The sequence below is a fragment of the Paenibacillus sp. S33 genome (assembly GCF_053615415.1).
The window spans coordinates 941,232-956,197 of record NZ_JBSIEZ010000001.1; the positions used below are offsets into that span (position 1 = coordinate 941,232).

At 46.4% G+C, this 14,966-nt stretch carries 16 protein-coding genes; 13 read left to right on the plus strand and 3 right to left on the minus strand.

The features are described from left to right. Positions 1-17: 17 nt before the first annotated feature. From ACWGXJ_RS04425 to ACWGXJ_RS04455, 7 genes are all read left to right on the plus strand, one after another. Entirely contained in the window at positions 18-980 is a 963-nt protein-coding gene (locus ACWGXJ_RS04425) for a carbohydrate ABC transporter permease (RefSeq protein WP_452566274.1), read from the plus strand. Positions 981-983: 3 nt separating this feature from the next. Further along, positions 984-1,823 carry a carbohydrate ABC transporter permease gene (locus ACWGXJ_RS04430; protein WP_029517136.1) on the plus strand — a complete coding sequence of 280 codons (840 nt, stop codon included), beginning with the start codon at positions 984-986 and terminating at the stop codon, positions 1,821-1,823. 211 nt (positions 1,824-2,034) lie between these two features. Continuing rightward, a complete protein-coding gene (gene ilvA / locus ACWGXJ_RS04435; RefSeq protein ID WP_452566275.1) occupies positions 2,035-3,321 on the plus strand; it encodes a threonine ammonia-lyase IlvA in 1,287 nt (428 codons plus the stop codon). Positions 3,322-3,509: 188 nt separating this feature from the next. Further along, positions 3,510-4,484 carry a glycoside hydrolase family 43 protein gene (locus ACWGXJ_RS04440; protein ID WP_452566276.1) on the plus strand — a complete coding sequence of 325 codons (975 nt, stop codon included), beginning with the start codon at positions 3,510-3,512 and terminating at the stop codon, positions 4,482-4,484. Between the two features lie 259 nt (positions 4,485-4,743). Next, positions 4,744-5,763, plus strand: a complete 1,020-nt coding sequence (locus ACWGXJ_RS04445; RefSeq protein ID WP_420488441.1) for a FecCD family ABC transporter permease — start codon at positions 4,744-4,746, stop codon at positions 5,761-5,763. Continuing rightward, the gene (locus ACWGXJ_RS04450; protein WP_452566277.1) at positions 5,763-6,788 is read left to right on the plus strand and encodes a FecCD family ABC transporter permease; all 1,026 of its coding nucleotides are present in this window, start codon (positions 5,763-5,765) and stop codon (positions 6,786-6,788) included. Before ACWGXJ_RS04445 ends, ACWGXJ_RS04450 begins: the two co-directional genes overlap by 1 nt. A gap of 130 nt (positions 6,789-6,918) precedes the next feature. Continuing rightward, positions 6,919-7,866, plus strand: a complete 948-nt coding sequence (locus tag ACWGXJ_RS04455; RefSeq protein WP_254327210.1) for an ABC transporter substrate-binding protein — start codon at positions 6,919-6,921, stop codon at positions 7,864-7,866. 161 nt (positions 7,867-8,027) lie between these two features. Here the strand turns inward: ACWGXJ_RS04455 and ACWGXJ_RS04460 are convergent, their stop codons facing one another. After that, complete coding sequence (locus ACWGXJ_RS04460; protein WP_322174400.1) at positions 8,028-8,459, minus strand: hypothetical protein; 432 nt, start codon at positions 8,457-8,459, stop codon at positions 8,028-8,030. A gap of 196 nt (positions 8,460-8,655) precedes the next feature. Between ACWGXJ_RS04460 and ACWGXJ_RS04465 the strand changes: the two genes are divergently transcribed. The 3 genes from ACWGXJ_RS04465 (at position 8,656) to ACWGXJ_RS04475 (ending at position 10,928) form a co-directional block, all read left to right on the plus strand. After that, a complete protein-coding gene (locus ACWGXJ_RS04465) occupies positions 8,656-8,955 on the plus strand; it encodes a hypothetical protein (protein ID WP_013308832.1) in 300 nt (99 codons plus the stop codon). A 264-nt stretch (positions 8,956-9,219) separates the two neighbouring features. Beyond that, complete coding sequence (locus ACWGXJ_RS04470) at positions 9,220-10,044, plus strand: alpha/beta hydrolase (protein ID WP_452566278.1); 825 nt, start codon at positions 9,220-9,222, stop codon at positions 10,042-10,044. 92 nt (positions 10,045-10,136) lie between these two features. Next, positions 10,137-10,928: a dioxygenase family protein gene (locus tag ACWGXJ_RS04475; protein WP_452566279.1), complete on the plus strand. Its 792-nt coding sequence runs from the start codon at positions 10,137-10,139 to the stop codon at positions 10,926-10,928. Positions 10,929-11,086: 158 nt separating this feature from the next. Here ACWGXJ_RS04475 and ACWGXJ_RS04480 read toward each other — a convergent pair whose 3' ends face one another. Beyond that, on the minus strand, positions 11,087-11,605 hold the full coding sequence (locus ACWGXJ_RS04480; protein WP_023987083.1) for a DoxX family membrane protein: 519 nt from the start codon (positions 11,603-11,605) through the stop codon (positions 11,087-11,089). Between the two features lie 249 nt (positions 11,606-11,854). On the opposite strand from ACWGXJ_RS04480, the gene ACWGXJ_RS04485 reads away from it, so the two are divergent. From ACWGXJ_RS04485 to ACWGXJ_RS04495, 3 genes are all read left to right on the plus strand, one after another. Next, positions 11,855-12,949 carry a DUF3048 domain-containing protein gene (locus ACWGXJ_RS04485; protein ID WP_452566280.1) on the plus strand — a complete coding sequence of 365 codons (1,095 nt, stop codon included), beginning with the start codon at positions 11,855-11,857 and terminating at the stop codon, positions 12,947-12,949. 188 nt (positions 12,950-13,137) lie between these two features. Continuing rightward, positions 13,138-13,752 carry a DUF47 domain-containing protein gene (locus ACWGXJ_RS04490; RefSeq protein ID WP_007428879.1) on the plus strand — a complete coding sequence of 205 codons (615 nt, stop codon included), beginning with the start codon at positions 13,138-13,140 and terminating at the stop codon, positions 13,750-13,752. Positions 13,753-13,766: 14 nt separating this feature from the next. Then, entirely contained in the window at positions 13,767-14,756 is a 990-nt protein-coding gene (locus ACWGXJ_RS04495; RefSeq protein ID WP_039272398.1) for an inorganic phosphate transporter, read from the plus strand. A 32-nt stretch (positions 14,757-14,788) separates the two neighbouring features. Here the strand turns inward: ACWGXJ_RS04495 and ACWGXJ_RS04500 are convergent, their stop codons facing one another. Further along, complete coding sequence (locus ACWGXJ_RS04500) at positions 14,789-14,932, minus strand: hypothetical protein (RefSeq protein WP_322174396.1); 144 nt, start codon at positions 14,930-14,932, stop codon at positions 14,789-14,791. Positions 14,933-14,966: the final 34 nt, after the last annotated feature.

Here is a 14,966-nt window from a genome sequence, read left to right on the forward strand (position 1 = left end):
GAAAGGGAGTGAGATTCATGGCAACGCCCGTTCATACGAACGCTAATGTACCGACAGGTCAGCCGCCACAACCTCAGCGTCCGACCAGAAGCCGATGGAGTCGCTTTATTCATTCCAGCCGTACGGCACCGTATGTGTTTGTCCTTCCATTTTCACTGTCCTTTGCGCTATTTTTTGCCTATCCAGTCATCTCGACGGTCATTATGAGCTTTCAGGAAGTCCTGCCAGGGATAACAACTTATGTTGGACTGGAAAATTATAAGGACTTAATCAATCCTACGTTTGGAAAGGCGATATTGAACAGCGTACTGTATACGCTGCTTACACTAGTCGTGCTGATTCCTCTGCCGCTGGTATTGGCAGTATTGCTGAATTCGCCTAAAATGCCGGGCAGAGGGTTGTTTCGCTCCGTGATGTTTATACCTGCACTAACCTCGGTGGTGGTAGCAGGAACGATCTTCCGCCTCATGTTCGGGGAATTGGATGGTTCGCTGATGAACTCCCTGTTGGGGGTATTCGGTCTGGAGCCTTACAAATGGCTAATGAATGCGAACACCGGCTTTTTAGCGTTGATTGTGCTGGCCTTGTGGAGATGGTTGGGCGTAAATATGTTGTACTACATGTCGGGACTCCAGAACATTCCTCCTGAGTTGTATGAGGCTGCGCAGATTGATGGAGCCAGTCGTTTCGATTCATTTTGGCGGATTACGATTCCTATGCTGAAACCAGTAACGATCTACGTATTTACGATTAGCATTTATGCGGGGTTGTCCATGTTCACGGAGAGCTACATGTTGTGGAACGGAAATAACTCCCCGAACGATATTGGTTTAACAATTGTTGGCTATCTCTATCGCCAAGGTCTGGAGCAGAACAGTATGGGCTTCGGAGCTGCAGTGGGCATTGTATTGCTCGTATTTACACTAGTGCTGAACCTGATCCAGCTCAAATTTTTCGGCATGTTCCGGAAGGAGGATTAAGCGATGGCTCAGAAACAAAAAGGCTCGTTATCCGCATTGCTCGTTGTCCTATTCATTCTGTTTGCCGGGTTTGCCCTGTTTCCGCTATTTGCTGTGACGCTTGCCTCGTTCAAGCCATCGACGGAGCTATTGCGCTACGGATTGAATCTTAAGCTGGAGTGGGACATCATGTCCCTGAAAAACTATGCGTTCATCTTTCAGGGGACGACGGATTATTTTCAATGGTACTGGAACAGTATTGTCATTACCGTCTTGTTTACGGTGTTATGTCTGATATTGTCCGCGATGGTAGGTTATGGTCTGGAGATGTACCGTTTTAGATTGAAAAATGTGATTTTCACACTGGTGCTGGTTGTGATGATGATCCCGGTAGAAATTATCATGCTGCCGCTCTACAAGCTAATGATCGGCATGAAGCTGATCAATACGGTATGGGGTGTAATTCTACCATTTGTCGTTGCGCCGATCCCGATCTTTTTCTTCCGTCAATATTTGAGTGGTGTTCCCAAGGACTTCATGGATGCTGCGCGGGTTGACGGCTGTTCAGAATATGGCATTTTCGTACGGATTATGATGCCTCTGATGGCGCCTGCATTTGCGGCAATGGCTATTTTGCAGGCGATGAACAGTTGGAATAACTTCCTCTGGCCGATGATTGTATTGCGTACCAACGACATGCTGACACTGCCAATTGGACTGTCCAGTCTGCTGACGCCATATGGCAACAATTATGATGTGCTGATCGCGGGGTCCGTTTTGGCTATTTTACCGATTCTCGTCGTGTTCCTGTTCTTCCAGCGTTACTTTATTGAAGGGATGACGGCAGGCGGAGTAAAAGGATAATCGGAAAGGTATTAAATAGAGCAACGGAGTACAAGAAATATGCAACGTCAGAAAAGGCTGATCGGGCATTGTCCCGGTCTGCCTTTTTTTAGATTCGATTGATTTTCATTCTCATTTTCATGACTATCATCTGCACAAGCTATGGGTAAACGTGGTATGATATTTGAAAGATTTCAAATACAGAAATATTCAGGCGGAGCGTGGAGAACCTATGGAACCAACAGAAACCCAGAAAACTGACCCGGCCATGACGTCAGCCGTTGGCATGGAGGATATTGTACGAGCGCATCATATGCTGCGTGAGGTGATTGTACGTACACCTTTACAGAGGGATGCCGTCCTATCGGCCAAATATAACTGTAATGTGTATCTGAAAAGAGAGGATCTCCAAGTCGTGCGGTCCTTTAAAATCCGTGGAGCTTACAACATGATCCGCAGTTTGACCCCTGAGCAAATGGAAAAAGGCATCGTGTGTGCGAGTGCAGGGAATCATGCGCAAGGTGTGGCTTTTTCATGTAATGCACTTGGTATCCACGGTAAAATATTTATGCCGAGTACAACGCCTAATCAGAAGGTGAAGCAGGTTCGTCGCTTTGGCGGTAACAGTGTAGAGGTCATTCTGACCGGAGACACGTTTGACGATGCTTATGATGAGGCCATGAAGGTGTGCAGCGAGCAGGCAATGACCTTCATCCATCCGTTCGATCAGCCGAAAATTATTGCGGGCAATGGTACGATTGCGATGGAAGTGATGGAGAGCCTAGATACACCTATGGACTATGTGTTCGTAACGATTGGCGGCGGCGGTTTGGCGGCAGGCGTAGGTACGTATGTTAAAACCGTGAGTCCGTCCACCAAGGTAATTGGCGTGGAGCCCCTCGGCGCGGCGTCGATGACGGAAGCGATGCGTTTGCACAAGGTGGTTACACTGGATCAAATAGACAAGTTTGTTGACGGAGCTGCGGTGAAGCGTGTGGGTCAGCTGACATTCGATATTTGTAAACATACCTTGGACGATATTGTGAAGGTACCAGAAGGTAAAGCATGTACCGCGATTCTGGAGTTGTATAATGAAAATGCGATTGTTGTGGAGCCTGCGGGTTCACTGCCTGTGGCAGCACTTGATCTGTATCGCGAGCAAATTCAAGGCAAAACGGTTGTCTGTATCGTCAGCGGTGGTAACAACGATATAGATCGTATGCAGGAGATTAAGGAACGGTCCCTAATTTACGAAGGACTGAAGCATTATTTTATGGTGAATTTCCCGCAAAGAGCCGGGGCACTGCGTGAGTTTCTACAGGATGTGCTTGGACCGGACGACGATATTACTAGGTTTGAATATACGAAAAAGAATGATAAGGAAAATGGACCAGCTCTGGTCGGCATTGAGCTGTTCCACAAGGAAGACTATCTTCCTTTAATTGAACGAATGAACCGCAAGGGGCTTAAATATACGGAACTGAACAAAAACGAAAATCTATTTAATATGTTAATTTGAAAAGGAGCCTACGGGCTCCTTTTTATGTATAATGCATAGTTTATAAATTTCTTTTTATTTGAAATAAAGCGTTTACAAAATTGAATGTGATAGGTTAATATATGGGTAACTTCATAAGTATAAACACTAATGTAATAGGTGTGTCACCTGAATTTCATTATAAGATACTCATTCGGAGGTGCGAAGGAATGTTGAAAGCATGGAAAAAATCAGTACAGAGTAAATTGACCCGAACGGCGTTTGCTGCCGTAACCTCGGCTGCTCTAATGCTGTCAGTGATGCCATCTGCATCCGCAGAGCATTGGGCGTTAACTGGCGATGTGGCAGTGCATGATCCGTCCATTACGAAGGAAGGCAACGCATGGTATATTTTCTCCACAGGGCAGGGGATACAGGTTCAAAGATCGGACGACGGACGCAATTTTTACAGATTGCCGCAAATATTCCTGTCGCCGCCATCATGGTGGAAATCGTATGTACCTAAGCAAAAGCCTAACGATGTATGGGCACCGGATGCTCAAAAGTATAATGGACGGGTATGGCTGTACTATTCCATTTCTACTTTTGGTGCCCGGACCTCGGCTATCGGACTAGCCTCCGCAACGAGTATTGGCGCGGGGAGCTGGAGAGATGATGGACTAGTGATGCGTACGACGGATGCTAACGATTACAATGCCATTGACCCGAATCTCGTCATTGACGCTTCCGGTAACCCGTGGCTTTCCTTTGGTTCATGGAATTCAGGCTTGAAAGTGACTCGACTGGATAAAAATACGATGAAGCCTACGGGCCAGATCTATTCTATCGCCAAGCGTACGGCTGGTGGTTTGGAAGCGCCACATGTTACATACCGCGACGGCTATTATTATCTATTTGCTTCCATTGATAACTGCTGCAAAGGCGTAGACAGTAATTATAAGATTATTTACGGTCGCTCTACTAGTATTACCGGACCGTATGTGGACAAGAGCGGAAAAAGCTTGATGGATGGCGGTGGAACGATACTGGATGCGGGGAATGACCGTTGGAGGGGACCGGGTGGACAATCTGTCTATAACAACAGTGTGATTGCACGTCATGCCTATGATGCCACTGATGGTGGAAATCCAAAGCTTCTGATTAGTGATTTGAAATGGGATTCGGCAGGCTGGCCTACGTACTAAAGAGAGTACCGTTTGGAGTCACCTGTGTAGTAAAATCATATAGATATATTCAAAAACTGTTCCTTCTAAGGGGAACAGTTTTTGGCTTGCAATGTCATAGAAACATGCTATTATGTATCAAGTTGATAATAATTATCATTATCGTTATGAAAGATGTGATGATTTTCAGGTACGGAGGGAGTGACCTCACCAAATGCAGTCTAAAGACAGCATGGACAAACATACAGCTCTGACAGAGAGGGAAGTTCCTAAAGTAGTCATAACAGCACCTCCAGTTCTTCGAGCGGGTAGGATTCGGCAGGCGTTGTTGTTCACAGCTTCGGCAGTATTGTTGGCTTTGGCCATATTCGCCGCCATTTCTCTCGGAGCCAAGGACTTGACCGTAAGCACCGTGTGGTCGGCAGTATTTCACTATGATCGTTCGCTAATGACACATCAGATCATTCACGAGCTGAGATTACCGCGTGTACTGGGTGCAGCTGTTATTGGAGCTGCGCTGGCGGTGGCAGGCTCTCTGATTCAGGGTATTACACGCAACCCGCTGGGAGATACAGGTGTGCTGGGCATTAACGCAGGAGCGATGTTTGTAGTTGCTGTGAGTTTTGCCTTTTTCCCCAATCTACCTTATGGGACGTTAATTGTATTGTCGTTCCTGGGGGCGCTGATGAGTACCTTACTAGTATTTGGTCTGGGAGCATCTGCACCGGGAGGATTGACACCGATGAGATTGACGGTGTCTGGAGCTGTGACGGCTGCCTTGTTAGGTTCCATGACTTCGGGGATTGCGATTTATTTTGATCTAAGTCAGGATTTAGCCTTCTGGTATGCGGGTGGTGTAGCCGGGATTAAATGGTCGCAGCTTGAGATTCTTGCACCGATTTTACTTATGGTGATCGCCTGGTCTATGGGGCTGGCACGTTCCATTTCGCTGATTTCGATGGGCGATGAGGTGGCGTTAAACCTTGGGTTGAATCTCAGGCGTATCCGGCTTTTGGGTCTGCTGACTGTAGTAGTACTGGCTGGACTCTCTGTATCGGCTGCCGGAGCCATCGGCTTTGTAGGTTTGGTTATCCCACATATCGCTCGCAAGCTAATCGGTGTGGATTATCGCCAGATCGTGCCGCTGTCTGCGTTATTGGGAGCCGTGCTACTGGTGCTGGCAGATTTGGGAGCGAGAATGGCAAATCCACCAGAGGAGCTAGCTATCGGAATTATGGTGTCTTTTATCGGAGTACCCTTTTTCCTCTTTCTCGCCCGTAAGGAAAGGAGGGATTTATAGTGAGACGCTCTTTAGGGACCGGGGATACAAGGACGACAAAGGCTTGGCTCGTTTGTTTGGTATTGGCGGTGATCAGCTTTGCCGTCCTTGTTTTGGGTTTGAATACCGGAACGATTCGTATTCCACCGCTACGCGTGCTGGATACGTTGTTTGGCGGTGGCAGTGGACGTGATCATATCGTTCTGTTCGAGTATCGTTTGCCTCGTATCGTTGTAACAGTGCTGGCTGGAGCGGGACTAGGTGCAGCCGGGGCGGTCATGCAAGGCTTGTCACGGAACGCACTCGCTGATCCCGGAGTTCTGGGACTTCACGCAGGGGCGGCGTTGGGGCTGGTAATGTTCGTTAGCTTTTTTCGCGATCTGGACGGATCAGCCGCCGTTCTGATCCCCTTGTTTACCTTTGCAGGAGGTGTCATTGCGGCCGTGCTGATTGTTTTGTTGTCCTATAGCCGCAGCAGAGGAATCGTGCCCGTGCGTCTGATTTTGTCCGGCATCGGTGTAGCCTCGGGTCTTAGCGCCATAACGCTGTATTGGTCGTTGCGGTTGGATGAGGATACGTACGCATTTACTGCACGTTGGTTGGCTGGCAGCGTTTGGGGCCGGGACTGGATACATGCAGCGGCTTTGCTGCCTTGGATAGTCATTGTTTTACCCTACGTTCTGTCGCAGACGCGTAGTCTGAACAACCTGTCGTTGGGCGACGAGACCGCAGCTGGAATCGGCACAAGTGTGAAGCGCCAGCGCCTATTACTGCTGGGCGCAGCCGTGGCTCTATCCAGTGCCAGCGTATCCATGGTCGGAGGCATCGGTTTTATTGGGCTGATTGCACCTCATCTGGCTCGCCGTCTGGTTGGGCCGATGTACCAGCATTTGCTGCCAGTAGCTTGTTTGGTCGGGGTCGTCATTCTGGTCACCGCAGACACGATTGGGCGTTCGGTGTTTCAGCCGAATGCGATTCCCGCAGGTGTGGTGGTTGCTGTGGTAGGAGCTCCGTATTTTTTATTCCTGCTGTCCCGAACAAAATGACAGAAGGAATTAGGTACATATGAAATCATATGGTGTAAATGATACAACCCGCTGAAATTAATAACTAAGTAGAAGCCTTCTATATTGATCATTATAATGTAGAGTTTCTGTGGCATAGGAGAGAGTAATCATGAGAAAGCACAAATTTGAGGGTTCAGGTTTTAAACGTTCATGGGTAGTCACAACTCTTGTTGTATGCATGATCATGCTGTCCGCTTGCGGACAAGCAGCCGACAAACAGGCTACCGATACGAAAGCGGCTGGCAGTGCGCAGACAACCATTAGTGCGGATTCGCGTATTGCTTCGATGTCTATTCATTTGACGAACAACCTGCTGGCATTGGGCATTACTCCGGCTGGTTCGGTCATTGGTGGAGATGTGAAGGATTTTCTGCCCCATGTAAAAGATCGTCTTCAAAATACCCGTAAGCTAGGTGTTGTCACAGACCCGGATATGGAAGCGGTACTGGAGCTTCAACCTGATCATATTTTCTTGGATAAAAAATATTCGGGAACCGATGTGGCCAAATTTGAAAAAATTGCGCCAACCGAAGTTTTTGATCTGGATGAAGGCACATGGAAGGATCAATTAAAAAAAATAGCCGTTATGGTCAAACATGAAGCACAGGCAGACGCATTTCTAAAAGATTATGATACACAGAAGGAACGAGTCGAAAAGCTGATTCATTCAAAAATTGGGGACGGAACGGTTATGGCTGTACGTGTGACGGCGAAAGAGGTCCGTGTTATGGGGATGAAGCGTCCGGTAGGGCCGCTGTTGTATCAGGACTTGGGCTTGAAGCCAGCCAAAGGTGTAGAAAAGATCAACAAGGCTTATCAGGTTGTTTCCCAAGAGGTTTTACCGGATTATGATGCTGATGCGATCCTTGTTATCATTAGTAAAGGCGCGGATGCCCAAAAGGTATACAAGCAGCTGGAAGGAAATACAGTATGGCAAGGTCTCAAGGCGGTGAAGCAAGGGCATGTCTACATGTTGGACGGACAACCTTGGCTGGACTATTCCGCGATGGGACATAAAATTGCTCTGGATAATGCAGAACAACTATTTTCCAAATAAGTTCTAAAGTATATCAAGCCGTATTCCCCCGTGCAGCTTCTTGCAGGCCAGGAATACGGCTTTTTGGCGCACACCCCAGCTGTAAGTCGGTTGCCTGATCGAAATGAAAAGGAGCTGCTGCGATCCAAAATGAGGCAGCTCCATATAATGAGAATTGCGGGTTATGAACGTTTTTTACGCAGAAAAATCGGTTTGAGTCCAATAAATCCAATGGCGGCGAGAATTAAATTCACCCAAGGTGAGATTCTGAATACTGGCAGTACACTGCGCAGCGCCAGTCCGGCGACAAGAATCACGACAACTAACACAACATACATCAAGATGGATTTAAGATTCATCTGGGGCTTTGCAGGGGCATGGTCTGGCTGTTGTGTCTCCTCGCCTTCTTCGGGACGGTCCATAAAATTCATCAGAGCTTCAACGAGTAGAATGGCTCCTGCGGCGATGATGATAAGGGTGGATAGGCTGATTTTTTCAAAGGGTTTGATATCCCCACCTGTAAAGGTGACAAACCATCCGATAATTGCCTGTGTCAAGAAAAACATAGACAAGGCAATCCATGCAATAAGCGTATAATTTTTTGCTTTATTCATTTCTTCCTCCTGCTTTATGAGCGTATCCCGGGCTGATGGAACCGCCATTTCGTAACAAAGACAGTATACGTGAGGAAGCGTCGGATGGCAAAAGACTTTATCTATAAAATGTATATTACCGCTGCATTCTCCTCAAACTGGATACAGGGTGAGCACATAGAGCAACCTGAATATAAACGTTAAGGGGTGTGGCATCATGAAACTGGAGAACCAGGCAGATTATTCAGTCCAAAAACGACTGGCAAACGCTTCGAACGGGAATAGCGGGGTGGCCTCGTCTACAAATGTGAGTCACCGGAGCGTTCAAGGATCATCTCCAACGTACCGTATACTGGACGATATCGAAGTGGCTGAGGATACAGAATTTGCGGGTGAACTAGGTGCACAGAACTACCGCAGCCTGTGGCATGAGGATGAACATAACGGCGCCTCTTGTAAGCTGGAGTGGGAGGGACGAACGGAGACCCACCAAATGTTTAGGAACAGCTACGAATAACGAATGTCTACTTTAATGTCACTCTAATAAATGTAGTATAGCGTTCTCCGGAATCGCATCGGGGAGCGCTATTTGTTTACTTTTTTTACGATGTGAACTGACAGGTTGACAAGGAAGCAGGGCGATGATAGACTGACTTTATTATAAAATCTTATTAATCTTATCGGAATTAAAGTGAATGAATATCCTGGATGGATATTCCACGTTACGATATGAGTTTGAATTCATAAATGTGTAGTGAAGCTTGAAACAGGGGGAATCAGGATGGAACGGCAAATTGGAATTCGCTTTGAACATGAAGAACTGGCAGCAACAATTCATTATCCAAACCGTACAAATGAGGGAGAGCGTCAGAAAAGGGTTCCTCTCGTTGTTATATGTCACGGTTTTGTAGGCAATCGTATCGGAGTAGATCGATTATTCGTCAAGACTGCGCGTGAACTGGCCGAAGGGGGATACTTTGTCCTGCGCTTTGATTTTGCCGGTTGTGGGGAAAGCACAGGTGAATATGGCAAGCAGGGGTTAGAGTCCATGATTAATCAGACACGTACCGTGTTGGATTACGCCGTCAATTGCGCGGACATTGACCCGACCAAGGTGACGCTGATTGGTCACAGTCTGGGGGGGGCGGTAGCCCTTCTCACAGCCGTACGGGACAAGAGAGTACAAAATCTGGTTCTTTGGTCCGCAGTGGGCTATCCGTTCAACGACATCGTCAAAATTACGGAGCGAAGCGTGTACGATGAGTCTGTTAAAACCGGTCATGCCGACTATTTGGGCTATAAGTTTACGCCTGCTTATTTTGAGTCGTTAGCTCAATTTCAGCCGTTCCAGGAGGCCGTTAAATTTAACGGAGATGTGCTCGTTGTTCATGGCACCTCGGATGATATTATTCCTGTGGATTATGCATTTCTGTTTCAAAAGATATTCTGGATGCGTCCAGAGGGGCGCTGTGATAAAGAGATTATTTTCCAGGGAGATCACACTTTCTCGTCAGGTAAAGAGCGGCAACGGCTGATTGATCGAACACTTGAATGGCTGGATGAACAGGAAAATATTCAACGGGATTGGCAGCACTGGATGATCTGATTTCAGTGTGTAACGGATTGTATTGGAAATTGCGCCTCCGCCGGAGTAAAATGGAAGAGTAACACTATACTGGCGTGTGGAGGTTGGCAGCGATGACATTACCCTCAATTTTTGTTGCGCATGGTTCACCGACACTGGCTGTAGAAAATAACGCATATACCAGCTTTCTTGCAAAGCTGGGCGCGAGCCTGCCCCGACCCAAAGGAATTGTCATTTTTTCCGCGCATTGGGATAGCCCCGATCAATGTATTGGCGCGGATGATCAGCATGCAGCGTTGCACGATTTCTATGGCTTTCCCGAAGAAATGTACTCAATTGATTACCCTGCACCAGGCGATCCAAAGCTGTATGAGGAGATAAAGCATCTGTTCAGTCAGCATAACCTGTTCCACCAGCCGGTTCGGAACCGAGGACTGGATCATGGAGCATGGGTGGTTTTACGGCATATATATCCTGATGCAGACATACCGGTCGTACCCTTATCCATTGATTCTCGGCGCGCTCCCCAGGAGCAATACGAGATTGGGCGGATGCTGGCGCCGTTGCGAGAACAAGGGATTTTGATTATCGGTAGCGGTGGATTGGTCCACAACTTGCGGACACTCAAGCAGACGAGTGAGCCAGCCGATTGGGCCGTTCAATATGATGACTGGATTGCACAGCAGCTTCAAGACTGGAATTTGCGTCACCTATTCCAATATGACAAGAAGGCTCCATATGCTAAACAGGCGGTACCTTCTTATGGAATAGAGCATTTTTCACCTTTGTTTTATGCGATGGGGGCTGCGGATCTTGAGCGCTCCGCGCGTAAGCTTTTTCAATCGTATGTCCTTGGCTCGTTAAGTCTCAATTGTTGGGCTTTTGGTCAAGAAAGTGATACGTAAATGTAAAAAAAGAACTTCCGAATCCACATGGTGTGTGGGAATGGAAGTTCTTTTGTGTATTTTGCGTCTTCGATTAATTAGAAGGCACGTGTATCGTGAGCATAACAGCGCAAAAAAAATAACCATTATCCCGGAGGATAACGGTTATTTTGGGATGGTTAAGCTATTTTTCGACTAGGGTCCGCTGGAAAGGTATCTTTATTTTTACGAAACAGTCCACGCAGGAAGGGCAATACCCAACGGTCAAAGCCAATTCTTCCGGCATTTGCACCAGCAACTACAAGGAAGATTTCAAACAGCAGGTAGATTGCATTGGTGCTTACTGTACCCGAGAACAGGAACGAGAAGTTCATAACCATAGCCATCAAAGCAGCCAGTGTAGTCAATGTACCGAGAAGCAGGCCAACCCCGACCAAGAACTCACCCAATGGGATCAGGACGTTGAACAAACCTACATTCGGCAGGGCAAAGGCTTCCAGGAACGATCCCCACCAGCCTTGTACAGCGGGATGGTCTCCACCTGTTTTAGCAATGGCCCCCGAGATAAATCCGCCTGCATCGAATCCACCTGTCAGCTTTTCAAGTCCGTGGGTCATCCATTCATAACCTAGATAAACCCGTACTACAGTCAGCAACCACATTGCGACTTTGTTTTCACGTAACCAGCTGTTAAACATTCAAACCACTCCTCTTTCTTAATCTATAATGTTGGTTGTATTTCATTTTGTTGGGGATGATCATCTTTGCTACACCTTTATTGTAGTAGGTTCAGTTACAGTTATTTGTGATAAAAATCACAAAGTCTGAATATTTTTTAAATTTTAATGTCTTTAGATAAGTATTCTATAGAATGGTTACGCTTCAATCAAGACAAAAACAGGAAATAAAGCTTATAATGAGAAAAATAACTAAGTGGAGGGATGAACTTGTCCGGGCCCATTTCCCAACGAAATCATTGGTTGCGTGTGATGGCCTCAGCTCTGTTATGCATGACGCTGATGTCTTGTACTGCTATGTCCAATACGGGTGAATCTGATTCCGTTCCCCAACCGACCAAGCAAGTAACAGAGAAGGAGGCACTTGAACCGCCGAAGGAGCAGTCTATTCCGGCATTTACAGCTCCGCTTACCGGTCTTCCGGTGGAGCAGCCTATTTTGGAGCGGCCGCTCGCTGTCATGATTAACAATGCTCCGGCTGCACGTCCACAGGCAGGGCTTAGCCAGGCAGACATGGTATATGAAGTTCTTGCAGAAGGCGGGATTACCCGTCTGGTCGCTTTTTTCCAAAGTCATGGTGGAGATGTAAAGATCGGACCGGTCCGTAGCATTCGACCGTATTTGATTGAGCTGGGCGAAACCTATGGTGCGTTGCCTATACACGCAGGGGGAAGCACAGATGCCTATGCGATTTTACAGCAGCAACGGAAGGAACATCTGGATGAGATTTCAAATGGAGGGGCTTACTTCTGGCGAAGCAAAGATCGTCGTCCTCCACATAATTTATACACAGACGTGAACAGACTGCGCAAAGGAAGCGATAGTAAAGGGTATGCCAAGCATACGGACGTTCCAGTATATTCTTACCTTAAATCCGGTGAAACCCCAGTTATGGTGGACGAGACAGCAGCATCTTTGCAAATTCGGTTTTTGCTTAAAAGCTATCGAGTATCTTATACCTATGATCCAGCGAATCAACAATATAAGCGTTTTGTGAACGAAAAGTCACATGTGGATCAAAATAATAACCAACAGCTCTCAGCAGCCAATGTTATTGTAATGAGCGCTAGACATCGAACGTTGGATGATGTGGGCAGATTAGGTGTTGAGCTGGACGGCAGTGGAGAGGCCATGGTGTTTCAACAAGGACAGTTAATACAGGCTGAGTGGCAGCATACACCAGGCGATGCGATTCGTTTTATGAAAAATGGGGTTGAAATCCCGTTAACGCCAGGTACATCCTATATACATGTGGTACCTGCAGATACTTCACTAAAGGAACATGTAACCATAGCAGCAAATTAGAAAACGAAATACACCTTTTTAGGAAAAAATTGTCGGATAATGACCTTCCATGTCGGGCACTGTATACGTATGTCATGAAATTTGCTTTTACAAACATTACAAAAACATTGATGAGTGTGATAAGATAGCAAAGGTTGTCTATTGCAGTCGAAACAGGTTGCGGATATTTTCGTAAAGGGGTAATCGTTATGAGATTGAAGAAAAAGGATATATTCTTCGAGACGTTGGAAAATATGGCAGATACGATCGTGCAAGCAGCCGATTATTTTGCCCAACATACTTCAAATCTTCAGGATGTGACTTTGTTTACAAATGAAATGAAGAAGTATGAAAATAAGTGTGATGATTACACACACACGATTATTACTGAGCTGAACAAGACCTTCATTACGCCGTTGGAACGCGACGACATCATGGAACTGACAACAACCATGGATGATGTGTTGGACGGTCTTGAAGCGACGGCTTCTCGTTTTTATATGTACAACATTACGGAGCCGGACGAGTATATTGTGCAGTTCGCTGATATTCTGCGTCAATCAGCTTACGAAATTCAGAAAGCTGTACATTTGCTTTCGCAGAAAAAATTGCTGGCCATTCGTGAATACACGATTCGCCTGAATGATTTGGAAAATCAGGGGGATGAATTATTGCGTATTTGCATCAAAAACCTGTTTGCAACTGTAACTGACCCTATTGAACTGATTAAACGCAAAGAATTGTACGAACGCCTTGAAACGACAACGGATTCATGCGAGGATGTTGCAAATATGCTGGAATCCATCATTATGCGTAACTCGTAAGGGAGTCCTTTTACATGGATACAAGTTTACTGGTATTGGGTATTGTTATTTTTCTTGCTCTGGCATTTGATTTTATTAATGGTTTTCATGATACGGCGAACGCGATTGCAACTTCGGTATCGACCCGTGCATTGACCCCGCGACGTGCGATTATTATGGCTGCGGTCATGAACTTTCTCGGGGCAATATTGTTTACAGGCGTTGCGAAGACCATTGGTGGAAGTGTCGCTGATCCAACCAAGCTTACGAATGGAATTGATATCGTCATTGCGACGCTGATCGCTGCGATTATCTGGAACCTCTTAACCTGGTGGTTCGGTATTCCTTCATCCTCTTCTCATGCACTAATTGGTGCATTGGCTGGAGCGGTGTATGTAGGTGCGGGATCGGATAAATTAAACTGGAGCGGCTTCATCGGGATTGTCGAAGGACTTATTTTCTCCCCGTTGATTGCTTTTGTTGTCGGTTACATCGTGATGATAATTTTAAAATACATCTTCGCTCGTCGTAGTCCGCATACGGTAAACAAAGGGTTTCGTACAATGCAGGTCATTACGGCAGCGCTTCAGTCGTTCACGCATGGTACGAATGATGCTCAAAAGGCGATGGGGATTATTACATTCGCACTCGTTTCGGCGGGGTATCAGGACCATTTGGAAGTACCCATGTGGGTGAAAATTTCAGCCGCAACAGCCATGGCGCTGGGTACATCTATCGGGGGCTGGAAAATCATCAAGACGATGGGAACCAAGATTTTTAAAATCGAGCCAATTAACGGATTCGCAGCCGACATTTCGGGAGCCTCTGTTATTTTCACAGCTACATTGCTTCATTTGCCCGTAAGTACCACTCATGCCATTACTTCGGCTATTTTGGGTGTGGGTTCTGCGAAGCGTTTTTCCGCTGTGCGTTGGTCGCTGGCCGGTCGAATTATTATTACTTGGGTTATAACGATACCAATTGCTGCGCTGTTATCTGGATTGATTTTCAAAATTCTTTTCTAGTTCATTATTATTTCTTGAAAAATAGGTACACACTATAGAATACACAATAAGCTTCCGTCCGCTTTTTGCGGCAGGGGCTTATTGGCATTCTGGGGCAAAACGGCTTCTTTAAAGTTTACACATCCAGATAGTTCCATGAAACGTTTTTCAAAAATACCTGACATCAAAGTAGTCAATTTTTAATAACTCCTGTAGAATAAACAGAAAACT